Here is a 25,166-nt window from a genome sequence, read left to right as displayed (position 1 = left end):
TGTCGAAGGTGGGTCTATGGCACGGCCGTTGCCCCGGCCCGCGTTCGCGTCCGCACGTGCGCCGAGGTGAGAGGGCGAACCCGGTCGATCATGTCGCTTGGCAACCCCGCCGATCCGCGCTATCGTCGTGATATCACTTCGATATTTGGAGGGCACAGACATGGAGCTACGTCCGGCATTCCGGCGGAACGGTTTCCTCTTCCTTTTGCTCCTGGTCGCGGTCATCGTCGTGACCATCGTGGCGGCGGTGGCCTGCCTGGCGGCCGCGGGTGACGGCGGCGGCGCGGGCTGGGTCGCGGGCGCCGTTCTCGGCTTCACCATCGCGACGCTGGCCGTGCTCGGCCTGTCCGGGCTGCTGGTGGTCAACCCGAACGAGGCCCGCGTCATCCAGTTCTTCGGCCGCTACATCGGCTCGGTCAGCGATCCCGGCTTCTTCTGGGTGGTGCCGCTGACCGATCGGCGCCGAATCTCGTTGCGCGTGCGGAACTTCGAGACCCAGAAGCTGAAGGTCAACGACGCCGACGGCAACCCGGTCGAGATCGGCGCGGTCGTGGTGTACCGCGTGGTCGACAGCTTCAAGGCCGCCTTCTCGGTCGACGACTACGAGCAGTACGTGGAGACCCAGTCCGAGGCCGCGGTCCGGCACCTGGCCACCATCCACCCGTACGACGCGCACGACGACGCCCGCACCAGCCTGCGCGACGGCGCCGAGATCGCCGAGGAGCTCACCACCGAGCTGCGCGAGCGCACCGATCTGGCCGGCATCGAGGTGCTCGAGGCCCGCATCACCCACCTCGCGTACGCGCCCGAGATCGCGCAGGCGATGCTGGTGCGCCAGCAGGCATCCCAGGTCGTGGCGGCCCGCAGCCGCATCGTCGAGGGCGCTGTCGGTATGGTCGGCATGGCCCTCGAGCGTCTCGCGGCACAGGGCATGGTCGAACTCGATGAGGAGCGCAAAGCCACCATGGTCTCCAACCTGCTGGTCGTGCTCTGTGGTGACCGCCCCGCCCAGCCCGTCGTGAACACCGGCTCCCTCTACTCGTAATGGTCAAGCGCGAGCCGAAAAAGGTGCTGCTCCGGCTCGACCCGGCCGTTCACGAAGCCGTGGCCAAGTGGGCCGCCGACGACCTGCGCAGCATCAACGCCCAGATCGAGTACGCCCTGCGCCTGGCCCTCAAACAGGCCGGCCGCGATCCCAAATCCCCGTAGTTCCACCGCTGTTCGTCGAACGCCCGCGACCCCGCGTCGCGGGCGTTCGACGTGCCGGCGAGCGCTTCCCGCCGTGTCCCGCGGCCGGCGAACCAGGACGACGATCCGGCGTTCCCGGCATCGGGCGTTTAGGGTGACCGGGTGCCAATCTCGTTCGATACAGGCGGTTTTCAGCAGGCGGACGCCACCCGCTGGGTCGATCCCGGCACCGGCGACATGGCGGGGGTGCAGTACTTCGATCTGCCGCCCGACCTACCCGCGTCGCTGGAGGACGTCGAGACCCTGCGCGCCCGGCTGACCGCGATCCACGCGTCCACCGGCGGGCTCATCGAAGCCTGGGTCATCGGCGTGGACGGGCAGCCCGCGCTGCTGCGCATCGAGAAGATGCGGCGTCGCGACCAGCCGACCGGGCTGGTCTTCGCCGCGTCGATCGTGGTGCCCAAGGATCGGTGCAGCGCCGTGCTCATGCTCTTCTGCGAGGAGACCGGCATCACCGGCATGCGGGAGGCGATGACCATGGCCAGGCTGGGATTCGAGTCCATGTACCCGCCGCACCCCTACGCGCCCGAGGTACGCGGCGACCTCCCGTACAACCGCGCCGACGCCGCCGAATTCGACGCCGACTTCCCGGACCATCCGCTGAGCCGGGTCCGGGCGTGGCTGACGCGGACGGTGCCCACGATCCGCCTCGACCCGGCCTTCGCCGCCCTGCCGCCGTTCCGCGGCTGAACCGCGGCGTCCGAGCGCGTCAGGCGGGCTTCTCGGTGACGAAAATGGCTGTGCCCGGGAAGATCTCGCCGCGCAGCGGACTCCACTGGCCCCATTCGCGGTCCAGCCACTCCGGCCAGTCGGGCTCGATGATGTCCACCAGGGTCAGGCCCGCGGCAACTATCTCGCGAACTCTGTCGCCCACCGTGCGGTGGTGCTCGACGTAGGTCGCCTCGCCGTCGGCGTCGTGTTCCACGTAGGGCGTGCGGTCGAAATACGGGATCGTGGCGCGCAGGCCCTCGGGGCCCGGATCGTCCGGAAAGATCCAGCGCATGGGGTGATTCACCGAGAACACCCACCGGCCGCCGGGGCGCAGGACCCGGGCGACCTCGCGCATCACCTGCGCCGAATCGGCCACGAAGGGGACCGCGCCGAAGGCCGAGCACGCCAGATCGAAGGCGGCGTCGGCGAAGGGGAGCGCTTCGGCGCCCGCCTGCACCAGCGGGACGCGCGGCCCGCCTGCCGCCATGGCCGCCACGCCGCGGTCGAGCATGCTGCGCGAGATGTCCAGGCCCACCGGCCGCGCGCCGTGCGCGGCGAGCCAGCGCGAACACGGCGCCGAACCGCACCCGATCTCGAGGATCGTCTTGTCCACGACGTCCCCGAGCAGCCGCCAATCGCCCTCGTGCAAACCCTCGGGGCACCAGACGAATTCGCCGGCGGGGGAGTCGACGCCCAGGAAATCGGCGTGCGTCTCGTGATAGGCCGCCGCGTCCGCGTCCCACCAGCGCCGGTTCGCGCGCTCGCTGACGGCCGAGTCGACCTTGGCGCGGGCCACGCCCACGGTGCCGAGCAGTGCGTTCGCCTCGGCGTGCCGGGTATCGTCGGGGGAATCGGGGTGATCTTCGGCCATGGCCGCACTCTATCGACTCGCGTTGCGGCACCCGTGTTTGCTTGGTACAACGACAGTCGCGTACGCTGTTTTCCGCGAGTGTCTTCTGTACTCGTTCCTCCAGGGGGTCCGGATCGGAACTTCACGGGGCGATCGAGCAGAGCAGACGTTCGTGCTGTGAGTCCGCATGCTTCTGGCAGCGTTGTGCTCCGCCACAGCGATGTGCTGTCGCATGACCAACGTAGTTCCATCGCTGTGTGTTCGCAGCAATACCGAAAGCCCACATGTCCACTACCGACCACAATCCGTCCGGAGCCTCCCAACACATGCCCACCACCGTGACCTCGCCGCAGGTAGCCATCAACGACATTGGCTCTGCCGAGGACTTCCTCGCCGCTATCGACAAGACGATCAAGTACTTCAACGACGGCGATATCGTCGAAGGCACCATCGTCAAGGTCGACCGTGACGAGGTTCTTCTCGACATCGGTTACAAGACCGAAGGCGTCATCCCTTCCCGCGAACTCTCCATCAAGCACGATGTCGACCCTTCCGAGGTCGTTTCCGTGGGCGATGAGGTCGAGGCCCTCGTTCTCACCAAGGAGGACAAGGAAGGCCGCCTGATCCTGTCGAAGAAGCGGGCTCAGTACGAGCGCGCCTGGGGCACGATCGAGGAGCTCAAGGAGAAGGACGAGGCCGTCAAGGGCACCGTCATCGAGGTCGTCAAGGGTGGTCTGATCCTGGACATCGGCCTCCGCGGCTTCCTCCCCGCCTCGCTCGTCGAGATGCGCCGCGTCCGCGACCTCCAGCCGTACGTCGGCAAGGAGATCGAGGCCAAGATCATCGAGCTCGACAAGAACCGCAACAACGTGGTCCTGTCGCGTCGCGCCTGGCTCGAGCAGACCCAGTCCGAGGTCCGCAGCGAGTTCCTGCACCAGCTCCAGAAGGGCCAGGTCCGCAAGGGCGTCGTGTCCTCCATCGTCAACTTCGGTGCCTTCGTGGACCTGGGTGGCGTCGACGGCCTGGTGCACGTCTCCGAGCTGTCCTGGAAGCACATCGATCACCCGTCCGAGGTTGTCGAGGTCGGCAACGAGGTCACCGTCGAGGTTCTCGACGTCGATCTCGACCGCGAGCGCGTCTCCCTGTCGCTCAAGGCGACCCAGGAAGACCCGTGGCGTCAGTTCGCCCGCACCCACGCGATCGGCCAGATCGTCCCGGGCAAGGTCACCAAGCTCGTTCCGTTCGGCGCCTTCGTGCGCGTCGAAGAGGGCATCGAGGGCCTGGTGCACATCTCCGAGCTGGCCGAGCGCCACGTCGAGGTCCCGGACCAGGTTGTCGCCGTCGGCGACGACGCCATGGTCAAGGTCATCGACATCGACCTCGAGCGTCGCCGGATCTCGCTGTCGCTGAAGCAGGCGAACGAGGACTACAACGCCGAGTTCGACCCGTCGAAGTACGGCATGGCCGACAGCTACGACGACCAGGGCAACTACATCTTCCCCGAGGGCTTCGATCCCGAGACCAACGAATGGCTCGAGGGCTCGGACAAGGTCCGCGAGGAGTGGGAAGGCCGTTACGCCGAGGCCGAGCGTCGCCACAAGATGCACACCGCTCAGATGGAGAAGATGGCCGCTGACGCTGCCGCCGAGGCCGCCAACGGCGGTTCCTCGAACTACTCCTCCGAGAGTGGCTCGCAGGCCGCGTCCTCCTCGTCGTCTTCGTCCTCCACCGAGTCCGCCGGTGGCTCGCTGGCGAGCGACGCGCAGCTGGCCGCCCTCCGTGAGAAGCTGTCGGGCAACGCCTGATTCGCTGACGCGGTAGCGCGATAAGCTACACCGAAACCCCCGGGTCCGTCAGGATCCGGGGGTTTCGTATTGTGCGGGTTCGAATTGCGCATGCGAATCGGCCCATCGAATTCGGGTACGCGAATTAGAGCTGCCGCCTATTGATAGACGGCAGCTATTCGGACGGTGGAATGCCCGCACACAAAGGTGGCCCAGTCCAAAGGATCTGGGCCACGGCGGAAATGTGTTTCAGCCGGCGGTTGCCGGTACCCAGCGATTCGCCGCCGCAGCGGAGCGTTTTCGCATGGCCGCGAAACTGTGCCGGGCGGGATTTATCAGGGTGGAGAACCACGTGCGACGGTGCTCGGCAAGCGCTGCCCTGACCGCGGGGATCTCGATGCAGTGCATCATGCCCGGCAGTCCCAGACGGTGGCGACCCGCCTGGATGTTTCTGGTGCCCAATGATATTCCTTCTCTTGCGTGAACCGGCCTGCGATCGCCTGCGGCGAACCTTAGCCGAACAAAAGTGTCCGACACCGTATTTTGCGTGACATTCGCACCGGCGTGTCGGAATGTTGTCGCCGATCGCGCCGAATTCGCCGGAAAAGTTGCGAGTTGGTCTCGCGATTATCACGGAATGGGCAATATGGACGATTGATAGTGAAATTCGGGGAGTGAATGGGTATTCCGTACTTCCGGCAGGTGAGGGGTGCCGGATCGGCGTATTCGAGCGGATGCGAGACTGATCCGATGTTGCGAATCGGTCTCACCGGAGGCATGGGAGCGGGCAAATCCACCGTCGCCCGCATCCTCGTCGAACGCGGTGCGGTGCTCGTGGATAGTGATGTCATCGCGCGCGAGGTGGTGGCCCCGGGGACCGAGGGCCTGGCCGCCCTCGTCGCCGCGTTCGGGGACGAGATCCTCGCCGCGGACGGCAGCCTGGACCGGCCCGCCTTGGCCGCCAAGGCTTTTGCCAGCGACGAGGCCCGCGCCACCCTCAACGGCATCACCCATCCGCTGGTCGGGCAGCGCACCACCGCGCTGATCGCCGCCGCGCCGGCGGACGCCATTGTGGTGCAGGACATTCCGCTGCTGGTGGAGAACGGGCTCGGGCCCTTCATGAACCTGGTCCTGGTGGTCGACGCCGAGCAGGAGACCAGGGTGCGCCGCCTGGTGGAGTTCCGCGGCATCGACGAGGCCGACGCCCGGGCTCGCATCGCCGCACAGGCCACCGACGCTCAGCGCCGGGCCGCGGCGGACGTGCTGCTGGACAACAACGGCGCCGACGGCGTCATCGGGGCCGAGGTGCACCGGCTCTGGGACGAGCGACTGGTGCCCTTCGAACGGAATCTGCGCGCCCGGACCCCGGCGCCGCGGCCGGCGGAATCGCCGGTGGTGCCCGCGAATCCGGAGTGGCCCGCCCAGGCGCAGCGGCTCATCGCGCGCCTGCACGTGGCGTGCGGTGCCGCGGCCGAGCGCATCGAGCACGTCGGCCCGACGGCGGTGCCGGGCAAGCCCGCCGAGGACATCCTGGACCTGCGGGTGACGGTCGCGGACGCCGCGACCGCCGCCGGACTGCGGGATCGGCTGGCGGACGCGGGTTTTCCGGCCGCGCCCGGCGTACCGGCCGATGCGAACGAGCTCGTGCACGGCAACGCGGATCCGGGCCGCGCGGTGAATGTGGTGCTGGCCCCGCGGGATTAGCACCGGACAGCACGACGGCGCGGGTGCGCTGCTCGCTTCGCCCCCGCGCCGTGATCGGCCGCGCTACTTCCAGGTCAGCGTGATGCCCTCGGATTCGAGCCAGCCCTCGAAGCTGTGCCCGTGCGCGGCGATGCCGTCGATGGCGGCGGTGGCGGACTCGATGGCGCGCTGGGCCTGCCCGAGCTCCACGTAGCCGGCGGCGTGCGCGGCCAGCAGTTCGTCGACGTCGAGGAGTTCGACCTCGCGCCCGGTGCGCACCACCAGATCGAGGTAGTGATCCACCGAGGTCCACTTCTGCGGGCTCACCCGGACGAACTCGCCGATATCGATGTAGTAGTCCTGATCGCGCAGGTTTCCGGGAGTGAAATGGAAGATCGTGGCGCGAATGGACAACCGTGGCAGCAGCCAGGATTCGATGTAGTGGAACTCCGGATGGTCCGAGGGGCGTGCCATGTAAAGTCCCCAGGGTTCGGCGTGATAGCGCTCGACGTGGCGGACGAAGCCCTTCGGGTCGATATTGGTGAGCTCATCGACGTTGAAGTACTCCACCTTCGGTCGGTGCAGGTCTACGGTGGGCGCCTGGGTCATGCGAACAGCATCGCGCGTCGGGGGTTCGGCGTCCAGCGGAAGTGTGGTCGAATCGCGGGTCGATACCGTGAGATCAGCAATTTCCCGGGAAATTTTCCTGAAAAAGCCAATGTGAAACACCACCTTCCGTTACGGTGCGGCTACCCACGTTGACGTGGGGGAGTTCAACCAAAGGGAAGTACTACGCATGAATTCTCAGAGCGTCCGTGCTCGCCGGGCCGGGGTTGGCGTCACGGCCTTCGGTGCGATGGCTTGCACCGTCATTCTCACCGCGCCGCAGGCCAGCGCCTGGGTCGGGGATGTTGCGGTCTCCGGGTCCAACCACAAGGCCGGTTGCAGCTACACCGTGACCGCCTCGGTCGAGGTCGACCGTCTCTCGTCGGTGAAGTTCACCGACAACGGCAAGGACATTCCGGGCAGCCCGGTCTCGCCGTCGTTGCTCAGCAACAAGGTGACCATCAAGTGGACCCCGGACTCCGCGGGCGCCCACAAGATCGAGGCGCGGCAGCTGCTGATCAGCGACTCGATCACCGTCCAGGTGGCCGCCGGCACCGGCACCGGCAGCCTCGGCTGCGGCGCCAGCGGTAGCGGCGGCCTCGGCGATCTGCTGCCGAGCCTGTCGGCGGGCTAGGCCCCACGCGGACCGACAGATCGAAAGCCACCCGAGCACGGACTCGCCGAGCCGGGTGGCTTTTCGCTGCCGCCACCCGGTCAGAGCCAGGTGAGCCGGAGGCCCCGCGCCCCGAACCAGCGGTTCACGTCGTGGCCGTGCGCCGCGATGCCGTCCACCACCCGCGTGGCCTGTTCGATGACCCGGTGGGTGTGCGCGGTGTCGAAGTACCCCGCCGCGTGCGCGGTCAGCAGTTCGTCGATGCCGAGCAGTTCGGGTTCCCGGCCCGGCCGGGCCACCACGTGCAGGTAGTGCCCCTCGGCCCGCCATCGTTTGGGTCCGATCGGGCCGTAGTCCCCGATGTCGAGGTGGTAGGTCTGGCCGCGATCGTGGCCCGGGCGCAGGTGATAGACCGTGGCCCGCAGCGAAAGATCCGGCAGCAGCCAGGATTCGATGTACCGGTACCGCGGATTGTCCACGATCCGTTCCATGTACAGCCCCCACGGCTCGGCGTGCAGCCGCTCGACCGGGTGCACGTAGCCGTGGTGATCGGTCCAGGACAGGTGCGCGAGATTGAAGAACTCGAGTCTGGGCCGGTGCGCCGGCGCACCGGGCGGGACACGTCTCGCTCCCCGGGGACCCGACCCGTTGGTGGAATTCCCCTGTGGCGTTTGCAGACTGGTCATCTCGCCTCGCCTCGTCTCGACCTGCCGGAACCAGACCAGGTTACGCCCGCCGCCCCCCGCCGCAACCCCCGTGAGAAGACCGGAATCCGAGCGCAACAATTCCGGAACTCACCTCGAACTCCGTTGTGAGACCACACATTTCAGACATCCAACCCGAACCCCAAGTCAATACAAACCCCCACCCACCCGAAGGTAATCAACCCCCCACCCCCAACCAATCCCCACCCCCGCAAACCCCAACGACAAGCAATGCCATCCCCGCAAAGCCCCCACCCGCAAGCAATGCCTGATTTCGCAAGGATCGGGGTAACTCCGGGGGCACGCCCAAAATTGTGTCTTCTCCCACCCGAGTCACGCGTCCCCAACGGCCAACGGCTCCCAGGCCGTGCGCCAAAGACGCGGAGAGGCGGGACAGTGTGTCGGTGGGGGGCTCTAGGCTGGTGAACATGGCTTTCGCAACCGAGATCCCGGAAGATCGGCCGCTGGCACACTCCGAACATCGGCCCATCGGCGATATCGAGCGGACCGAAGGCCGGTTCCAGGTGGTCTCCGAACACAAACCCGCCGGTGACCAGCCCGCCGCCATCGCCGAACTCGAGAAGCGCATCAACTCGGGTGAGCGCGATGTGGTGCTGCTGGGCGCCACCGGTACCGGTAAGTCGGCCACCACGGCCTGGCTCATCGAGAAGCTGCAGCGCCCGACCCTGGTGATGGCGCCGAACAAGACCCTGGCCGCGCAGTTGGCGAACGAGCTGCGCGAGATGCTGCCGAACAACGCCGTCGAGTACTTCGTCTCGTACTACGACTACTACCAGCCCGAGGCGTACATCGCGCAGACCGATACCTACATCGAGAAGGACAGCTCGATCAACGACGACGTCGAGCGGCTGCGGCATTCGGCGACCTCGAGCCTGCTCTCGCGCCGCGACGTGGTGGTGGTCGCGTCGGTGTCGTGCATCTACGGCCTGGGCACCCCGCAGTCCTACCTCGATCGCTCGGTGCAACTCGACGTCGGTTCCGAGGTCGATCGCGACAAACTGCTGCGGCTGCTGGTCGACGTGCAGTACACCCGCAACGACATGTCCTTCACGCGCGGCAGTTTCCGCGTGCGCGGCGACACCGTCGAGATCATTCCCTCGTACGAGGAGCTGGCGATCCGCATCGAGTTCTTCGGTGACGAGATCGAGGCGCTGTATTACCTGCACCCGCTCACCGGCGATGTGGTGCGCAAGGTGGATATGGTCCGCATCTTCCCGGCGACCCACTATGTCGCGGGGCCCGAGCGGATGGAACGCGCCGTCGCCGATATCGAGACCGAACTCGAGCAGCGGCTCGCCGAATTGGAGAAGCAGGGCAAACTTCTGGAAGCGCAGCGTTTGCGCATGCGTACCCAATACGACCTGGAAATGATCAGGCAGGTCGGGTTCTGTTCCGGCATCGAGAATTATTCGCGGCATATCGACGGTCGCGGCGCGGGTACCGCACCGGCGACGCTCATCGATTACTTCCCCGATGATTTCCTGCTCGTCATCGACGAATCGCACGTGACGGTGCCGCAGATCGGCAGCATGTACGAGGGCGATATGTCGCGTAAACGGAATCTGGTGGAATTCGGTTTCCGGCTGCCGTCCGCGGTCGACAACCGCCCGCTTACCTGGGAGGAATTCGCCGACCGCATCGGGCAGACCGTCTATCTGTCGGCGACCCCGGGTAAATACGAATTGGGCCAGAGCGGCGGCGAATTCGTCGAGCAGGTCATTCGCCCGACCGGCCTGGTCGACCCGCACGTGGTGGTCAAGCCGACCAAGGGGCAGATCGACGATCTGGTGCACGAGATCCGCCAGCGGACCGAGCGCGACGAGCGCGTCCTGGTCACCACCCTGACCAAGAAGATGTCCGAGGATCTCACCGACTATCTGCTCGGGCTCGGTATCCGGGTGCGCTATCTGCACTCGGAGATCGACACGCTGCGCCGCGTGGAGTTGCTGCGGCAGTTGCGGCTCGGCGAGTACGACGTCCTGATCGGCATCAACCTGCTGCGCGAGGGCCTGGACCTGCCCGAGGTGTCACTGGTCGCGATCCTGGACGCCGACAAGGAGGGGTTCCTGCGCAGCGGCACCAGCCTGATCCAGACGATCGGCCGCGCGGCCCGCAATGTGTCCGGCGAGGTGCACATGTACGCGGACAAGATCACCGATTCGATGCAGCACGCGATCAGCGAGACCGAACGCCGGCGCGCGAAGCAGATCGCGTACAACGAGGAACGCGGCATCGATCCCAAGCCGCTGCGCAAGAAGATCGCCGACATCCTCGACACCGTCTATCGCGAGGCCGAGGATTCCGAGGCCGTCGAGATCGGTGGGTCGGGCCGGAACTCCAGCCGTGGCCGCCGGGCACAGGGCGAGCCCGGCCGCGCGGTCAGCGCGGGGGTGTACGAGGGCCGCGATATCAAGGCCATGCCCCGCGCCGAACTCGCCGATCTGGTCAAGGATATGACCGCGCAGATGATGAACGCCGCCCGCGAACTGCAGTTCGAGCTCGCGGGCCGGTTGCGCGACGAGATCGCCGACCTGAAGAAGGAACTGCGCGGGATGGACGCCGCCGGGCTGCAGTGAACGCCGAATCGCGGGCCCCGGATCCGGTGGGGAGCAAGCACTTCCCGGCGGCCGTCGGCCCGCGGGCGGTGCCGCCGCCGGAATCCGCGAAGGGCATTCTGCGACCGCGGGAGCAGGCGGCGGTCAACAATCACGCCCGGCTCGCCGCGGGGGAGCGGGTGTCCCGCTACGTCGAGTGGTACTGGTCGGTGCGCTGGGATCGGCGCGGGCTCGAGCCGTACTACGCCGAGGTGCTGCCGTTCCCGGCGGTGAACGTGACCTTCGAGCACACCCACGAGCGGCGCGGCGGGTTCGTCTCCGGGGTCTGGACCACCAAGTACGTGCGCGAATTGGCCGGGGCGGGCGAGGCTTTCGGGGTGAAGTTCCTGGCGGGCGGTTTCGGCGCGTTCACGGGTATGGACGTGGGGGCGCTGCGCGATCGGGCGGTGCCCCTGACCGAGGTCTTCCCGGAGGCGGCGGGCCTGACCGACGCGGTGCTGGCGGCCACCTCGCTCGAGCGGCGCCGCACGCTGGTGGAGGACTTCCTGGCCGAGATCGCCGACCGGCGCGCGGTCACCGACGACGCGCCGTACCGCCAGGTCCTGGAGATCATCGACGCCATGGCCGGCGACCGCGCGCTCACCCGGGTCGACCAGGTCACCGCGCGTTTCGACATCCCGGCCCGCACCCTGCAGCGGCTGTTCCGCCGCTACGTGGGGGCCGGCCCGAAGGCGGTGCTGCGCCGCTATCGGCTGCAGGACGGCGCGCATCTGCTGGCGCAGGGCCGCACCTCGGACCTGGCCGCGCTGGCGCTCGACCTGGGCTACTTCGATCAGGCGCACTTTTCCCGCGAGTTCGGGCAGGAGATCGGAATTTCTCCCCTGGAATACGCCCGCTCCGCGCTCCTGTCCTGAGATATTGGGAATAAGGAAATCGCACAGCCAGTTGGTTGCCATGTCACCTAATGGCATAAAGTCGATCAACCGAGGAGTGAGCCATGGTGGATGTGCTGGTATTGATCGGGCGGATCCTGTTCGCCGCGTTGTTCCTGGGCTCAGCGATGGGCCACCTCACCAAAGCCGACGCGATGGCGCAGTACGCGCAGTTCCGCGGGGTGCCCTCGCCCAAGCTCGCGGTCATCGGCTCGGGTGTGCTGCTGCTGGTCGGCGGGTTGAGCGTGTTGTTCGGCGTCTGGGCCGATCTCGGCGCGCTGCTGCTGGTGATCTTCCTGCTGCCGACGGCCTTCCTCATGCACCCGTTCTGGAAGGAGACCGATCCCGAGGCGAAGCAGACCGAGATGATCAGCTTCAACAAGGACGTCGCACTCGCCGGCGCGGCGCTCATGCTCTTCGCCTTCTTCTCCGCGGCGGGCCACTGCCTCGGATTGACGCTCACCGGACCGCTTTTCAACCTCTGACCGATCGGCGCGCTAGTATTGCGCGTCATTGTGATCGGCCACAACGAAGAGGAGCGCATGAACATCATGAGCGTGATTCTCGGCTGGTTCTGGGCCGACTATCACCAGCGGTGAGTGGGTAGCGGTTGTATTTCCGGCCCATCCGGTGCGTGCCGAGCGCCGGATGGGCCGGACCGTTTCATCCCGCCGATTCCGGGTAGAAACGCCGCTTGTGACCAATATCCCAGGGGCGCAATAGGGTTGACGTTTTACGCCGTCTCCCGAGGGGCATTGGAAATTCGCAGGTAGCCGGGGTTCGTTCGGTAACCGCGTGCGGAATGTGTGCTGCGCCCGATGCGGCACGCGAGTGTGATGTGTTGCCATATCGAAAATTTCCGTCGGATATGCCGCTATTGTCAGGCGCAGTCGCCGCCGACTCATCCGCAGCACGCGGGCGTCGCGGCCCCGACCCTTGTACTTGGAGGAGAGAATGACCGCCTACCGGACGATCGTCGTCGGTACCGATGGCTCGGACTCGTCGTATGTCGCCGTCGAGCGGGCTGCGGCGCTGGCCGGCGAGGGCTCGACGTTGTACATCGCCTGCGCCTACTACCCGACCGACGACCGCGACATCGCCGCGGCCGCCGACGTACTCAAGGAAGAGGCCTACCAGGTCCGCGGTTCCGCGCCGACGAGCGAGATCCTGCGCGTGGCCCGGGATCGCGCCGCCGCCGCGGGCGCCGCGAACATCGTGGAGAAGGCGGTGGTCGGCGAACCCGTCGAGTCGCTGCTGCACCTGCTCAAGGAGGTGGACGCCGATCTGCTCGTGGTCGGCAACCGCGGCCTCAACACCCTCGCGGGTCGTCTGCTCGGCTCCGTGCCGTCGGACGTGGCGCGCAAATCGCGCAGCGATGTGCTGATCGTGCACACCGTGCGCTGAGTCCCCGGACTCCCGATACCGGAGCGGCCGTGACCAATTGGTCACGGCCGCTCTCGCGTCGGCGGGGCCGGACCGCCGCGGCGCCGTTCGCGAGCGCGGGCGGTCGCCGGCCCGGTGTGCGCGTGTCCCGCGACTTCGGGTGCCGGACCCCCGTTGTCAGGCGGTGGTTCCGGTGTCCGAGAGCCTGCCCAGCACCGGCGGCAGGTCGGCGGTGTGCACGACCGTCAGGCGCTGGGTGGCACGGGTCAGGGCCACGTAGAGATCGTTCATCCCGCGCGGGGACTCGGCCAGCAGGCGCTGCGGCTCGACCAGGATCACCGCGTCGAACTCCAGGCCCTTGACGTCGTGCACGGTCATGACGCGCGCCGAATCATCGGCCAGGTCAGCCAGTTCCGGGGCCAGATCGTGCGGCACGATGATCGCGGTGGTGCCCGGATGCGCGGCCTCGGCCGCGACATGCCGGGCCACCTCGGCGGCCACACCGCCGGCGGCCACGCGGTGGGCGGCGGGGGTGAAACCGGATTCGCGGATCGAGCGCGGGATCGCCATGCCCGGGTCGATCTCGGCCAGCACGTCGGCGGCGATGGCCATGATCTCGGCGGGGGTCCGGTAGTTCACGGTCAGCTCGGTGAGCTTCCAGCGTTTGGCCACATACGGTTCGAGCACCTGCTGCCAGGACGCCGCGCCGGCCGGGTCGCCGGTCTGGGCCACGTCGCCGACAGCGGTGATCCAGCGGTTGGGGATGCGGCGCATGACCATTCGCCACGCCATCTCCGAGAGTTCCTGCGCCTCATCGACGATGACGTGCCCGTAGGTCCAGGTCCGGTCCCCGGCCGCGCGCTCGGCGGTGGTCTGGCTGGTGCGGACCTGCTGGCGTTCGGCGAGCTGGCTCGCGTCGATGAGGTCGTAGGCCATGAGCAGTTCGGGATCGAGGTCGTCCTCGAGATCCTGTGGCGCGGAACCGGTCAGGATGTCCAGCGCGTCCTGGGCCTCGGCGAGCTGGGCGCGCCAGCGGCGGCGCGAGCGTTCGCGCTCCTCGCTGTCGTCGATGCCGAGCAGTTCGGCCAGCTCGTCCAGCAGGGGCGCGTCGGCGTCGGAGAACTCGCCGTTGTCGGGGCGCCGGAGTTCGGCGCGGTCCTCGGCGCCGAGGTCACCGGCGGCGTTGTTCAGGCGGCGGGCATCGGCCCAGAGTCCGCCGAGCACGTCCTGCGGGGTGAGCAGCGGCCACAGCCCGGCGATGGCGCGCTGGATCTCGGCGTCGGCGCGCATCTCGTCGCGGATCTCGGTGAGGTCGGCCTGGCTCAACAGGTTTCGCCCGCCGAGCGGGTCGGCGCCGATGAGCTGGGCCAGCTGATCGGTGAGCGCGTCCACGACACCGGCGGCGAAGATGGGCCGGGCCAGGTTGTGCGGCCGCCGCGAGGAGCGGGCGCGCCCGCGCGCCTTGGTGGCGACGCGGCGGTCCAGGGTCAGTTCGCGGCCGTCGAAGTGCAGGCGGATCGGTTGGCGCGGCACCTCCTGCCAGTCGCGGACCGCCTTCTTGAGCACCTCGATCATGTCGAGCGAGCCCTTGAGCTCACCGGCGCGCAGCGAATCCTGCAGTGTCGCGCGCACTCCCGGGTACAGGTTGCCGATGGTGGACAGCAGCACGCCGGTCTCGCCCAGCGAGGGCAGCACCTGGCCGATGTAGTCCAGGAAGGTCGAGTTCGGCCCGATGATGAGCACGCCGGCCTTGTCCAGCTGCTGGCGGTAGGTGTAGAGCAGGTAGGCGGCGCGGTGCAGCGCCACCGCGGTCTTGCCGGTGCCGGGCCCGCCCTGCACCACGAGCACGCTCTTGTGCTCGGAGCGAATGATCGAATCCTGTTCGCTCTGGATGGTTTCCACGATGTCGTTCATGTGGCCGGTGCGGGCGGCGTTGAGCGCGGACAGCAGCGCGCTCTCGCTGCCGACGCCGCCGTCGCCGTCGATCACGCCGTCCCGGCGCGCGGCCTCGAGGTCCAGGTACTCGTCGTTGACCGCGGTGACCTTGCGATTGCGCGAGCGAATGTGCCTGCGCCGGGTCACCCCGTCCGGGGCGGCGGTGGTCGCCAGGTAGAACGGCCGCGCCATGGGCGCGCGCCAGTCCAGCAGCAGGGTCTCGTAGTCGGATTCCTCGTCCAGGATGCCGATGCGGCCGATGTAGCGGCGCTCACCCTCGCCGTCGGCGCCCGCCTGGCCGTCACCGTTGCCGGCGGCCGGGTCCCCGTCGGCGCTCTCGGCCAGATCGATTCGCCCGAAACACAATCCGTGCTCGGCGGCGTCGTACTTCGATAGGTCCTCGGAGTAGAGCTGGGTGAACGACTCGCGTTCGCTGCGGGCCTGCGGGGTGCCGCCGGTCTCGAGCAGCACGGTGCGCAGGCGGCGCTGGGCGTATTCGCGCATGCCGTCGAGCCGTTCGTACAGCAGGGTCAGGTGCCGCTGTTCGCGTTCCAGGTCGGCCGTGGGTTCGGCACCGGATCCGGAAACGGATCGCTCCTGCGTGAGGTCGGGCAAAACGGAACTCCTTGTCACCACACCGGTCGCCGGGCAGGGCGCGCGCACCATCGAGAACAGAGTTGTCGAGTCTAGTTCGCGTTCGCCCGGCGCGCCGTACCGCCCGGTCGTGGCGGGATATGACGGTCCGGTCGTGACGCGACGCGATCGGCCGGCCGGGGCGCGCCGAGTGGCTCAGGACGCGTGCGTGGAGTCACTGCGCCTGCTCAGCGCGCTCTCCCGGTGGCCCGGCGGTTTGGCCCGGTACATGGCGATGTCGGCGTCGTGCAGCACGGCCTCGGGGGTGCGCCCGTCACCCGGGTGCAGCGGGGTGATGCCGATCGAGGCGTTGACCTGGATGCGGTGCCCGCGCGCGATGATGGGTTCGGCCATGGTGGTGCGCAGCCGCGTGACCAGGGTTTCCAGGTCCTCGCCCAGGGTGCGCCCGGACAGCAGCACCAGGAACTCGTCGCCGCCGATGCGGCCGACGATGTCGTCCGAGCGCAGTCCGCGCTGGAGCCGCTGGGCCACGATCTGCAGCACGGTGTCGCCGATGGCGTGCCCGAGCGTGTCGTTGATGGCCTTGAAGCCGTCCAGGTCGATGAACAGCACCGTGGACACCGGCAGATCCTCGCTGGTGCCCAGGGCCGCGGCGAGCCGGGACAGCACCAGCGCGCGGTTGGCCAGCCCGGTCAGCGGGTCGTGGGTGGCCTGGTACTCCAATTGCCTTCGGCTGGCCCGGAATTCGGTGATGTCGTTGAAGGAGGACACGGCCGCGGAGTTGGGGTCCTCCGGATTGAGCAGCCGGCTGCTGGCCGAGAGCCAGCGGCGCTGCCCGTCCGGGCGGTCGACGCCGAACACGAAGCGGGTCACGGTCTCCCCGGTGGCCAGGGTCCGCATGACGGGGTACCAGGACTGCGGCATAGGCTGGGCGTTGGCATCGAGCAGCGCGAGCGGGATGTCGTCGATGCGGGTGCCGATGAGATCGTCGGCGTCGTAGCCGAAGATGCGGCGCGCGGCCGGGTTGGCCGATTCGATGCGGCCGTCCCGGTCGATCACGACCACACCCTCCTCGAGCTGGGAGACGACCGTGGCGAAGAACTGTTCGGCGCGTTCCTGCGCGGCCTCGGCGGCGCGCTGCGGGGTCAGATCGTGCAGGACCACCTGGTAGGCGAGGTGTTCGTGCCAGGCGGTGAGCACCGAGACGGTTTCCACGTCCACGGTGCGGCCGTCCATGCGCAGCAGTGTCATCTCGGCGGGTACCGAGGCGGTGCCGGCGATGGTGAGGGTGCGAATGCGCTCGAGCATCGGCGTGAGCGAGGCCGGATGGACGAACCGGGTAATGGGCTGGCCGACTATCTCGTCGGTGGTCTGGGCGGCGAGCAGTCGCACGGTGGCCGGATTGGCGTAGACGATGGTCCCGCGCTCGTGGACGACCACCGCGTCGGGGCTGTATTCCACCAGGGTCCGGTACCGCTGGGCCAACTGTTCGGCATCGGTCGGAGCGGTTGCCCGATCGTTACCCGCCACCTCTTGCACCCCCTGATCGTCGTTGTGAAGCGTCGATGGAGCCCGGCACCATTATGTTGTCGGCGAGGTTGCTGCGACACCCTGCCGACCTGTATTGAATCAATCACAGTCCAGCACAGCATCGGGCTGCGTTTGACGATCATTACAGGCACCGGCTCTGGAAGGAGCGATGCTCATGGCTGGCACCATCCCCGACCCGAATACCGAAGAACAGCACCAAGATCATATGACCATCGCCGGAATCGGTGCGGTGACCGGGTACGGCTGGGGTCGTGAAGCTCTGTGGGAAGGTTTGCTGAGCGGTAAGCCCGCCGCTCGGCTCTTTCCAGGGTACGGCCCCGAACGCGATAGGCACGGTTGGGTTGCCCGCGTGCCGGACGGCGGTGACCCGGAATTGGGTCCGAGTCGCTACGCGCGGGCCGCGCAGCAGTCGGTGCGCGAGGCCGTGGCCGACGCGACGGCGCGGGGCTGGCGGCCGGGCGGGACGGTCGGTCTCCTGCACGCCATCGTGCTGGGGGATGTGTCCGAATGGCGAGATTTCTACCTGGTCGACGGCGGCAGACGACGCTCTCGCGACTACATGCGATTACTCCCCTCGACACCGGTGTCGATGCTCATGCAGGAGTTCGGTTTTCACGGCCCGTCCATGAACGTCTCGGCCGCGTGCTCCTCGGCCAACGTCGCGGTGATCACCGCGCAACTGTGGCTGGCACAGGGTTTCGCCGATGATGTGATCGTGGTCGCCACCGATCTGTCCGCGACCCCGGACATGGTCGAGCACTTCGTGGCCCTGGGCGCGGCGGTCACCGACGACGAACCGCTCAGCGCGTGCCGGCCCTTCCAGCAGGGCAGCCGCGGCTTCAGCATGGGCGAGGCCGCGACCGCGTTCGTGGTGACCCGCGCGGCCGATCGGCCCTACGCCGCGGTCCTGGGCGGGGCGATGTCGAACGACGGCTACCACGTGGTGTCGGTGGAACCCGGCCACGAACAGATCTTCGACTGCGTGCGGCGCGCGCTGGCCCGGGCCGATGTGCGGCCCGAGGAAGTCGCCTATCTGAACGCGCACGGGTCGGGCACCCGGCAGTGCGACGACGCCGAAACGGCCCTGCTGGCCGACATGTTCGCGGATCGGCCGCTGGTGTGCGCGACGAAACCGCTGACCGGGCACTGCCAGGGCGCGGCCGCCGGCGTGGAGGTGGCGGCGATCGCCCTGGGGTACGAACGCGGCCTGGTGGTCTCGTCCCCGATCGTGGCGCCCGCGCATCCGCGGCTGCTGGATGGCGTGGCCGTGGGCACCGACGGCATCACCCTCAAGACCTCGCTCGGTATGGGCGGGCACAATTCGGCGCTGGTGCTCGGGCCCGTCGGCTGACGCGACGACCCGCGACCGGTCAGTGCAGCGGCACGGACCAGTGCAGTTTGGTGCCGGTCTCCTCGCCGTCGCGGCGCGGATAGACCGCGAGCCTGCCCCCGGATTCCTCGGCCCGGGTGGCGAGATTGGTGAGCCCGCTGGGGGTGATGTCGTCGGCGATGCCGCACCCGTTGTCGGCCACCACGATGGTCAGATCGTCCGCCACCCCGATGTCGATGGTGATGGTGGTGGCTCCCGAATGCCGCACCGCGTTGCTGACCGCCTCGCGCACGACCGCCTCGGCGTGATCGGCGAGCCCGGGCTCGACCACCGAGAGCGGTCCGGTGACGTGCATGAGCGCGCGGATCTCGCTGTCGGTGGTCTGCTGCTTGACCGCGCGTTCGATGCGCTGGCGCAACCGGGTGCTGTGCCCGTTGCCGCCGTGCAGATCGAAGATCGAGGTGCGGATCTCCTCGACCACGTCCTGCAGATCGTTGATGGTGTCGGTCAGGCGCTGGCGCACCTCGGGGACGCGGGCGCGCGGCACGGTGCCCTGCAGCGAGAGGCCGATCGCGAACAGTCGCTGGATGACGTGGTCGTGCAGGTCGCGGGCGATGCGATCGCGGTCGGTCAGGATGTCGAGTTCGCGCATGCGCCGCTGGGCCACCGCCAACTGCATGGCGACCGCGGCCTGATCGGTGAAGGCCGCGATCAGTTCCACCACTTCGTCGGCGTAGGGCGCGGATTCGGCCGAGCGCACGATGATGAGCACGCCCATGGTGGAGTCGGGGGTGTGCAGCGGCAGCACCAGGGCCGGGCCGATGTCCTCGATGGGTATGCCGAGATCGATGTGCCGGGCGTCGTCGAAACGCAGCGGGGTGCGCGAGATCAGGGCCTGCCCGACCGCCGCGTCGACGGTGCGCACGGTCGCCGCGTCCGGTTCGGTCGCCCGCGCGGGCGGCCCGGACCATTGCGCCACAACGAGTTCGGTGACTTCCTCGGGCGGGGTGTCGGTGTCGGCGACCACGGCCAGCAGCGCGCGCTGGGAGGCGGTGAGTTCGCGGGCGTGCTCGACCACGTGCGCGAGCACCTGATTGGGGTCGGTGTCGGCGAGGAACTCGGTGGCGATGTCCCGGGTGGCCTCGATCCAGGCCTGGCGGGTGCGCGCGGATTCGTACAGCCGGGCGTTGTCCACCGCGATACCGGCCGCGGCCGCCAGGGCCTGCATGAGGACCTCGTCGTCCTCGGTGAAGGGATGCCCGCCGGATTTCTCGGTGAGATACAGATTTCCGAACAGCTCGCCGCGAATGCGCACGGGCACACCGAGAAAGGTGTGCATGGGCGGATGCTCGGGCGGGAAGCCGACCGAGGCGGGATGGCGGGTGAGATCGTCCAGCCGGACCGGCTGGGCCTTGCTCAGCACCAGGCCGAGCACGCCGTGGCCCTCGGGCAGATCGCCGATGAGCATGCGGGTCTGATCGTCGATGCCGTGATAGATGAACTGGTTGAACTGCTGGTCGTGCCCGCGGACCCCGAGCGCGCCGTACCGGGCGTCGACCAGGCTGGTCGCCGCGCGCACGATGGTGCGCAGCGTCTGATCCAGGTCGAGCCCGGAGGTAACCGCGAGCATGGCCTCGACCAGTCCGTCGATGCGATCACGCGCGTCGATGATCTGCTCCACGCGGTCTTTGACCTCGGTGAGCAATTCTCGTAATCGCAACTGCGACAACGTGTCACGTACCGAATAGGGTCCGGTGCGAGGGGTGTCGTGCATGGTAGTCCTGGTGTCGGCGGGCGCGCACACAGCACGGTGGATACTACGCTCGGCAGGGTTGCCGACGGGTTGTTACGCCGAACGTGACCGTCTCGAACGGAGTTTCGGCGCCCGCGCGGTATCCGCGACGACTCCCCACGCGCGCCGGCGGGCCAGTAGCGCGGCCCCGGCGCGGTTGTCCAGCAGCGAGCGCCCGGCGCCGATTTCCCTGATGGCCGAAGCCAATTCCATGCCCTTGATGTCCTTGACCACGTATCCGCTGGCCCCGGCGTCCATGGCCGCCATCATGGCCTGCTCGTCGGGATAGGACGCCAGGATCAGGCAGCGCAGTTTGTCGATGCCCGCCAGCAGTTCCCGGCACAGTTCGATGCCGTCGCCGTCGGGCAGCCGCGCGTCCAGCACCGCGACGTCGGGGCGCAGCGCCGGTATTCGCGAGCGCGCCTGGGCGATGTCGCCGGCGCCGCCCACCACGGTGAGCGAGTTGTCCTGCTCCAGCATTTCGGTGAGCCCGCGTCGGACGGTTCCCGGTGCGGTGACGAGGAAGACGGTGATCAAGGCTGCCTCCGAGCTCTCGGTGAAACCAGGGTGCGCACTGACTCTTCGAACGTAACCCCTGATGGCTCAGGTGAATACGGGCGAAGGTCACTTGTTATCTCGGTGGGGACTTTCGACCCTGTTTCGTGTCGTGAGGACCGTGATGCCATGAATGCGGGTTGCCGGGTCGGATACGGGAAAGGTGGTCGGCTATGGGTGGGTCGGAAGTGTGGTCCAGTGGTGTGGATCCGGATTTCGTGGTGACCACGCACGGTCCCGTCCCCGCCGCGGAGGTGACGCGGGCGGTGCGCGGGCTCGGCCGGATCCTCCGCAGGCACGGGCTGGAGGGGCAGGTGCGGGTGCGGCTGCGCTGGCCGGCGGCTGAGGACGGTCCCACCCTCGTGCAGGTGTCGGTCCGGGCGCTGGGGAAGGCGTTCCGGGTGCAGGTCGCCGGGCCGGGGCGATTCGCCACGACCTTCGCGCTGGAACGGCTGGACCTGCGGCTCGGGTGTCCGGCGGAGACCGCGTCGCGGCCGTGGCCGGATCCGGCGCGGCCGGTGCTGGGCGCGGTCAGCGAGCCGCGCGCGATCGTGCGGCGCAAGGACTGCCGGCTGCGGGTCGCCACCGCGGCGAACGCGGCGCTGGTGCTGGACGCCATGGACTACGACGCCTACCTGTACACCGACGCCGACACCGGCGCGGACGCGGTCGTGTGCTGGAGTGGGCCGCTGGGCGCGCGGGCCCAGCGCCAGTACCGGGACGTGGTGCCGGCGCTGCTCGAGGACGAGGCCGCGGCGCGGTTGTGCCTGGGCGGGCTGCCGTACCTGTTCTTCACCGATCCCGACACCCGCCGGGGCAGGCTGCTGTACCGCCGGTTCGACGGCGATCTCACCCTGGTCGCGGCGATCGGCAGCGACGAGCGCCCGCGCGATCGCGGGCTGCAGCCGCGGGTGCTCAGCACCACCTGCGTGCGCCGCACCCAGACCGAGGCGCTCACCGAATGGTTCGCGGCCGGGGTGATCGCGGACCGGTGAAAACCGCCCGCGACCGGCCGGGGAATCTTGACACCAACACAGCGGTTGACCAGCGTCGGAGCCCGCTCGACAGAACTTGTCGGTGGGCACGCCTAGCATGGCGTCGGGGGTAATTCTGGATACCGAACGTTGGAAGGATGGCCGGTGGCGGATCGCCTTACGGTGCGCGGAGCACGGGAACACAACCTCAAAGGGGTCGATCTCGACCTACCCCGTGACAGCCTCATCGTATTCACCGGGTTGTCCGGCTCCGGCAAATCGTCCCTCGCGTTCGACACCATCTTCGCCGAGGGCCAGCGCCGCTACGTGGAGTCGCTCTCCGCGTACGCGCGTCAGTTCCTGGGCCAGATGGACAAACCGGATGTGGATTTCATCGAGGGGCTGTCGCCCGCGGTCTCCATCGACCAGAAGTCGACCAACCGCAACCCGCGGTCCACGGTCGGCACCATCACCGAGGTCTACGACTACCTGCGCCTGCTGTTCGCGCGCGCGGGCACCCCGCACTGCCCGACCTGCGGTCATCTGATCGAGAAGCAGTCGCCGCAGCAGATCGTGGACCAGGTGCTCGCGATGGCCGAGGGCATCAAGTTCCAGGTGCTCGCGCCCGTGGTGCGCACGCGCAAGGGCGAATTCGTCGATCTCTTCGAATCGCTGCACGGGCAGGGCTATTCGCGCGTGCGGGTCGACGGCGTGGTGTATCCGCTGACCGAGCCGCCGAAGCTGAAGAAGCAGGAGAAGCACGACGTCGAGGTGGTCGTCGACCGGCTCTCGGTCAAGCCCAGCTCCAAGCAGCGCCTCACCGACTCGATCGAGACGGCGCTGCGCCTGGCCGACGGCATCGTCGTGCTGGACTTCGTCGATCGCGACGAGCACGCCCACGATCGTGAGCGCCGGTTCTCCGAGCGCCTGGCCTGCCCGAACGGGCATCCCCTCGACATCGAGGATCTGGAACCGCGCTCGTTCTCCTTCAACTCCCCGTACGGCGCCTGCCCGGATTGCACGGGTCTGGGTATCCGCAAGGAGGTCGATCCGGATCTGGTGGTCCCGGATCCGGAGTTGAGCCTGGCCGAGGGCGCGATCGCGCCGTGGTCGCGCGGGCAGACCGCCGAATACTTCACCCGTCTGCTGTCGGGTCTGGCCGAGGCCGTCGGCTTCTCCATGGACACCGCCTGGCAGGATCTGCCGGCCAAGGCGCGAAAAGCGGTGCTGGAGGGCAGTTCCGAACAGGTGCACGTCTCCTACGTCAACCGGTACGGCCGCAAGCGTTCGTACTACGCCGATTTCGAGGGCGTGATGCCGTTCCTGCAGCGGCGCATGGAGAACACCGAGTCCGAGGCGATGAAGGAGCACTACGACGGGTACATGCGGGATATCCCGTGCCCGGTGTGCAACGGTGCGCGCCTGCGGCCGGAGATTCTCGCGGTCACCCTGAGCGCGGGCGGGCAGGACAAGTCGATCGCCGACATCGCCGATCTGTCCATCGGTGACGCCGCGGAGTTCCTGCTGTCGCTGACCCTGGACGATCGCCAGGCCGCCATCGCGGCGCAGGTGGTCAAGGAGATTCAGGCGCGGCTGGGCTTCCTGCTCGATGTCGGGCTGGCGTATCTGAGTCTGGGGCGCGCCGCGGCCACGCTGTCCGGCGGTGAGGCGCAGCGCATTCGGCTCGCCACGCAGATCGGCTCGGGTCTGGTGGGTGTGCTGTACGTGCTGGACGAGCCGTCCATCGGCCTGCACCAGCGCGACAACCGCCGCCTCATCGAGACGCTGACCAGGCTCAAGAGCCTGGGCAACACGCTGATCGTCGTCGAGCACGACGAGGACACCATCCATGCGTCGGACTGGGTGGTCGACATCGGCCCGCTGGCAGGCGAGCACGGCGGCGAGGTGGTGTACTCGGGGCCGTATCCGGGTCTGCTCGAGGATCGGCGATCGCTCACCGGCGCTTACCTTTCCGGGCGCGAGCGCATCGAGGTCCCGCTCATCCGGCGGCCGATCGACAGGAAGAAGCAGCTCACCGTGGTGGGCGCCGTCGAGCACAACCTGCGCGACATTCAGGTGAACTTCCCGCTCGGGGTGCTCACCGCGGTGACGGGTGTGTCCGGTTCGGGTAAGTCGACGCTGGTCAACGACATTCTCGCGACCGTGCTGGCCAACAAGCTCAACGGTGCGCGGCAGGTGCCCGGGCGGCACACGCGCATCAACGGTTTGGACCATCTGGACAAGCTGGTGCAGGTGGACCAGTCGCCGATCGGCCGCACGCCGCGCTCGAATCCGGCGACCTACACGGGCGTGTTCGACAAGATCCGCACCCTGTTCGCGGCCACCACCGAGGCCAAGGTGCGCGGTTACCAGCCCGGCCGGTTCTCGTTCAACGTCAAGGGCGGGCGCTGCGAAGCGTGCTCGGGCGACGGCACGTTGAAGATCGAGATGAACTTCCTGCCGGACGTGTACGTCCCATGCGAGGTGTGCGGCGGTGCGCGGTACAACCGCGAGACGCTCGAGGTGCACTACAAGGGCAAGACGATCGCCGAGGTGCTCGACATGCCGATCGAGGAGGCCGCGGAGTTCTTCGAGCCGGTGACCTCGATCCACCGCTACCTCAAGACCCTGGTCGAGGTCGGTCTCGGCTACGTGCGCCTGGGCCAGTCCGCCCCGACCCTGTCCGGTGGTGAGGCGCAGCGCGTGAAGCTGGCCGCCGAGCTGCAGAAGCGCTCGACCGGTCGGACCGTCTACATCCTGGACGAGCCGACCACGGGTCTGCACTTCGAGGACATCCGCAAGCTGCTCAAGGTCATCAACGGCCTTGTCGACAAGGGCAATTCGGTCATCGTGATCGAGCACAACCTCGATGTCATCAAGACCTCCGACTGGGTGATCGACATGGGGCCCGAGGGCGGTTCGGGCGGCGGCATGGTGATTGCCCAGGGCACCCCGGAGGACGTCGCGGCCGAGCCCGACAGCTACACCGGGCAGTTCCTGAAGGAGGTTCTGGAGGCGCCGCCGGCTTCGGCCCCGCGCGCGGTGGCGGCGAAGAAGGCGCCGGCCAAGAAGGCGGCGGCGAAGAAGGCCGCGCCCGAGGCGGCGACCGCGAAGAAGTCGACGGCGGCGAAGAAGACCGCCGCGCCCGCCGATGCCGCCGCGAAGAAGGCCGCCGCGGCGCGTCGCAAGGCGGCGGCGCTGCGCTGAGAGTTACCCGTTCCCCGGCTGCGGCGTGCGTCGCCCGGCCGGGGAACGGTTCGAATCTCCGACTCACCTGTCCTCGGCTGCCGCGTGCGTGTTACCGGTCAGGGAGCGGTTCGAATCCCTTGGTTCGCAAGGCATTCG

At 68.2% G+C, this 25,166-nt stretch carries 18 protein-coding genes and 2 pseudogenes; 13 read left to right on the top strand and 7 right to left on the bottom strand.

What is annotated here, in order from left to right:
* Positions 1–160: 160 nt before the first annotated feature.
* The 3 genes from ACWDOP_RS16015 to ACWDOP_RS16005 all read left to right on the top strand — a co-directional run bounded on the left by ACWDOP_RS16015 (position 161) and on the right by ACWDOP_RS16005 (position 1,938).
* Positions 161–1,045: an SPFH domain-containing protein gene (locus ACWDOP_RS16015; RefSeq protein WP_456345682.1), complete on the top strand. Its 885-nt coding sequence runs from the start codon at positions 161–163 to the stop codon at positions 1,043–1,045.
* Positions 1,045–1,209 (top strand): hypothetical protein, encoded by a 165-nt coding sequence (locus ACWDOP_RS16010; RefSeq protein WP_354987797.1) that lies wholly within the window; start codon positions 1,045–1,047, stop codon positions 1,207–1,209. The genes ACWDOP_RS16015 and ACWDOP_RS16010 overlap by 1 nt, the downstream gene beginning before the upstream one ends.
* A gap of 141 nt (positions 1,210–1,350) precedes the next feature.
* On the top strand, positions 1,351–1,938 hold the full coding sequence (locus tag ACWDOP_RS16005; protein WP_456345681.1) for a hypothetical protein: 588 nt from the start codon (positions 1,351–1,353) through the stop codon (positions 1,936–1,938).
* Between the two features lie 19 nt (positions 1,939–1,957).
* Here the strand turns inward: ACWDOP_RS16005 and ACWDOP_RS16000 are convergent, their stop codons facing one another.
* Positions 1,958–2,830 (bottom strand): class I SAM-dependent methyltransferase, encoded by an 873-nt coding sequence (locus ACWDOP_RS16000; protein ID WP_456345680.1) that lies wholly within the window; start codon positions 2,828–2,830, stop codon positions 1,958–1,960.
* A gap of 305 nt (positions 2,831–3,135) precedes the next feature.
* On the opposite strand from ACWDOP_RS16000, the gene rpsA reads away from it, so the two are divergent.
* Positions 3,136–4,614 (top strand): 30S ribosomal protein S1, encoded by a 1,479-nt coding sequence (rpsA, locus tag ACWDOP_RS15995; RefSeq protein ID WP_454203808.1) that lies wholly within the window; start codon positions 3,136–3,138, stop codon positions 4,612–4,614.
* 729 nt (positions 4,615–5,343) lie between these two features.
* A pseudogene (coaE, locus tag ACWDOP_RS15990) lies at positions 5,344–6,276 on the top strand (dephospho-CoA kinase); the annotation flags it as partial.
* Between the two features lie 84 nt (positions 6,277–6,360).
* On the opposite strand, the gene ACWDOP_RS15985 reads toward coaE, so the two are convergent.
* Positions 6,361–6,885, bottom strand: coding sequence for a DUF402 domain-containing protein (locus ACWDOP_RS15985; RefSeq protein ID WP_454203809.1), 525 nt, complete (start codon positions 6,883–6,885; stop codon positions 6,361–6,363).
* A 187-nt stretch (positions 6,886–7,072) separates the two neighbouring features.
* On the opposite strand from ACWDOP_RS15985, the gene ACWDOP_RS15980 reads away from it, so the two are divergent.
* Positions 7,073–7,516: a hypothetical protein gene (locus ACWDOP_RS15980; RefSeq protein WP_456345679.1), complete on the top strand. Its 444-nt coding sequence runs from the start codon at positions 7,073–7,075 to the stop codon at positions 7,514–7,516.
* 80 nt (positions 7,517–7,596) lie between these two features.
* Here ACWDOP_RS15980 and ACWDOP_RS15975 read toward each other — a convergent pair whose 3' ends face one another.
* Positions 7,597–8,181 carry a DUF402 domain-containing protein gene (locus tag ACWDOP_RS15975; RefSeq protein ID WP_456345678.1) on the bottom strand — a complete coding sequence of 195 codons (585 nt, stop codon included), beginning with the start codon at positions 8,179–8,181 and terminating at the stop codon, positions 7,597–7,599.
* Positions 8,182–8,627: 446 nt separating this feature from the next.
* On the opposite strand from ACWDOP_RS15975, the gene uvrB reads away from it, so the two are divergent.
* The 4 genes from uvrB to ACWDOP_RS15955 all read left to right on the top strand — a co-directional run bounded on the left by uvrB (position 8,628) and on the right by ACWDOP_RS15955 (position 13,111).
* Positions 8,628–10,796 carry an excinuclease ABC subunit UvrB gene (gene uvrB / locus ACWDOP_RS15970; RefSeq protein WP_454203812.1) on the top strand — a complete coding sequence of 723 codons (2,169 nt, stop codon included), beginning with the start codon at positions 8,628–8,630 and terminating at the stop codon, positions 10,794–10,796.
* Positions 10,793–11,689 (top strand): AraC family transcriptional regulator, encoded by an 897-nt coding sequence (locus ACWDOP_RS15965; protein WP_456345677.1) that lies wholly within the window; start codon positions 10,793–10,795, stop codon positions 11,687–11,689. Before uvrB ends, ACWDOP_RS15965 begins: the two co-directional genes overlap by 4 nt.
* A gap of 83 nt (positions 11,690–11,772) precedes the next feature.
* Positions 11,773–12,192 carry a DoxX family protein gene (locus tag ACWDOP_RS15960; protein ID WP_354987807.1) on the top strand — a complete coding sequence of 140 codons (420 nt, stop codon included), beginning with the start codon at positions 11,773–11,775 and terminating at the stop codon, positions 12,190–12,192.
* 469 nt (positions 12,193–12,661) lie between these two features.
* Positions 12,662–13,111 (top strand): universal stress protein, encoded by a 450-nt coding sequence (locus tag ACWDOP_RS15955; protein ID WP_456345676.1) that lies wholly within the window; start codon positions 12,662–12,664, stop codon positions 13,109–13,111.
* Between the two features lie 156 nt (positions 13,112–13,267).
* On the opposite strand, the gene ACWDOP_RS15950 is transcribed toward ACWDOP_RS15955, so the two are convergent.
* The gene (locus ACWDOP_RS15950; RefSeq protein WP_456345746.1) at positions 13,268–15,580 is read right to left on the bottom strand and encodes a HelD family protein; all 2,313 of its coding nucleotides are present in this window, start codon (positions 15,578–15,580) and stop codon (positions 13,268–13,270) included.
* 234 nt (positions 15,581–15,814) lie between these two features.
* Positions 15,815–17,149, bottom strand: a complete 1,335-nt coding sequence (locus ACWDOP_RS15945) for a diguanylate cyclase domain-containing protein (protein ID WP_456345675.1) — start codon at positions 17,147–17,149, stop codon at positions 15,815–15,817.
* A 175-nt stretch (positions 17,150–17,324) separates the two neighbouring features.
* Between ACWDOP_RS15945 and ACWDOP_RS15940 the strand changes: the two genes are divergently transcribed.
* Entirely contained in the window at positions 17,325–18,521 is a 1,197-nt protein-coding gene (locus ACWDOP_RS15940) for a beta-ketoacyl synthase N-terminal-like domain-containing protein (protein WP_456345674.1), read from the top strand.
* Positions 18,522–18,540: 19 nt separating this feature from the next.
* Here the strand turns inward: ACWDOP_RS15940 and ACWDOP_RS15935 are convergent, their stop codons facing one another.
* Both ACWDOP_RS15935 and ACWDOP_RS15930 read right to left on the bottom strand, forming a co-directional pair.
* Positions 18,541–20,274 (bottom strand): sensor histidine kinase, encoded by a 1,734-nt coding sequence (locus ACWDOP_RS15935; RefSeq protein WP_454203818.1) that lies wholly within the window; start codon positions 20,272–20,274, stop codon positions 18,541–18,543.
* A gap of 138 nt (positions 20,275–20,412) precedes the next feature.
* Positions 20,413–20,829, bottom strand: a pseudogene (locus ACWDOP_RS15930) (response regulator); the annotation flags it as partial.
* A 191-nt stretch (positions 20,830–21,020) separates the two neighbouring features.
* On the opposite strand from ACWDOP_RS15930, the gene ACWDOP_RS15925 reads away from it, so the two are divergent.
* Together ACWDOP_RS15925 and uvrA are read left to right on the top strand one after the other, a co-directional pair.
* Entirely contained in the window at positions 21,021–21,842 is an 822-nt protein-coding gene (locus ACWDOP_RS15925) for a sigma 54 modulation/S30EA ribosomal C-terminal domain-containing protein (protein ID WP_456345673.1), read from the top strand.
* Positions 21,843–21,986: 144 nt separating this feature from the next.
* Positions 21,987–25,028, top strand: coding sequence for an excinuclease ABC subunit UvrA (gene uvrA, locus ACWDOP_RS15920; RefSeq protein ID WP_456345672.1), 3,042 nt, complete (start codon positions 21,987–21,989; stop codon positions 25,026–25,028).
* Positions 25,029–25,166 lie beyond the last annotated feature (138 nt).

Source organism: Nocardia sp. NPDC003693 (genome assembly GCF_053981095.1).
Note: the sequence above shows the minus strand (reverse complement) of the source record. Positions and strands in the feature narration are given on the sequence as shown.

Bases quoted from the DNA above. Each gene is read 5' to 3' on its own strand.
- ACWDOP_RS16010 (WP_354987797.1), top strand. From the start codon at position 1,045: ATGGTCAAGCGCGAGCCGAAAAAGGTGCTGCTCCGGCTCGACCCGGCC.
- ACWDOP_RS15980 (WP_456345679.1), top strand. From the start codon at position 7,073: ATGAATTCTCAGAGCGTCCGTGCTCGCCGGGCCGGGGTTGGCGTCACG.
- ACWDOP_RS15940 (WP_456345674.1), top strand. From the start codon at position 17,325: ATGGCTGGCACCATCCCCGACCCGAATACCGAAGAACAGCACCAAGAT.
- ACWDOP_RS15960 (WP_354987807.1), top strand. From the start codon at position 11,773: ATGGTGGATGTGCTGGTATTGATCGGGCGGATCCTGTTCGCCGCGTTG.
- ACWDOP_RS15985 (WP_454203809.1), bottom strand. From the start codon at position 6,885: ATGACCCAGGCGCCCACCGTAGACCTGCACCGACCGAAGGTGGAGTAC.
- ACWDOP_RS15935 (WP_454203818.1), bottom strand. From the start codon at position 20,274: ATGCACGACACCCCTCGCACCGGACCCTATTCGGTACGTGACACGTTG.
- uvrB (WP_454203812.1), top strand. From the start codon at position 8,628: ATGGCTTTCGCAACCGAGATCCCGGAAGATCGGCCGCTGGCACACTCC.
- ACWDOP_RS15975 (WP_456345678.1), bottom strand. From the start codon at position 8,181: ATGACCAGTCTGCAAACGCCACAGGGGAATTCCACCAACGGGTCGGGT.
- ACWDOP_RS15925 (WP_456345673.1), top strand. From the start codon at position 21,021: ATGGGTGGGTCGGAAGTGTGGTCCAGTGGTGTGGATCCGGATTTCGTG.
- rpsA (WP_454203808.1), top strand. From the start codon at position 3,136: ATGCCCACCACCGTGACCTCGCCGCAGGTAGCCATCAACGACATTGGC.
- ACWDOP_RS16015 (WP_456345682.1), top strand. From the start codon at position 161: ATGGAGCTACGTCCGGCATTCCGGCGGAACGGTTTCCTCTTCCTTTTG.
- ACWDOP_RS15955 (WP_456345676.1), top strand. From the start codon at position 12,662: ATGACCGCCTACCGGACGATCGTCGTCGGTACCGATGGCTCGGACTCG.
- ACWDOP_RS16000 (WP_456345680.1), bottom strand. From the start codon at position 2,830: ATGGCCGAAGATCACCCCGATTCCCCCGACGATACCCGGCACGCCGAG.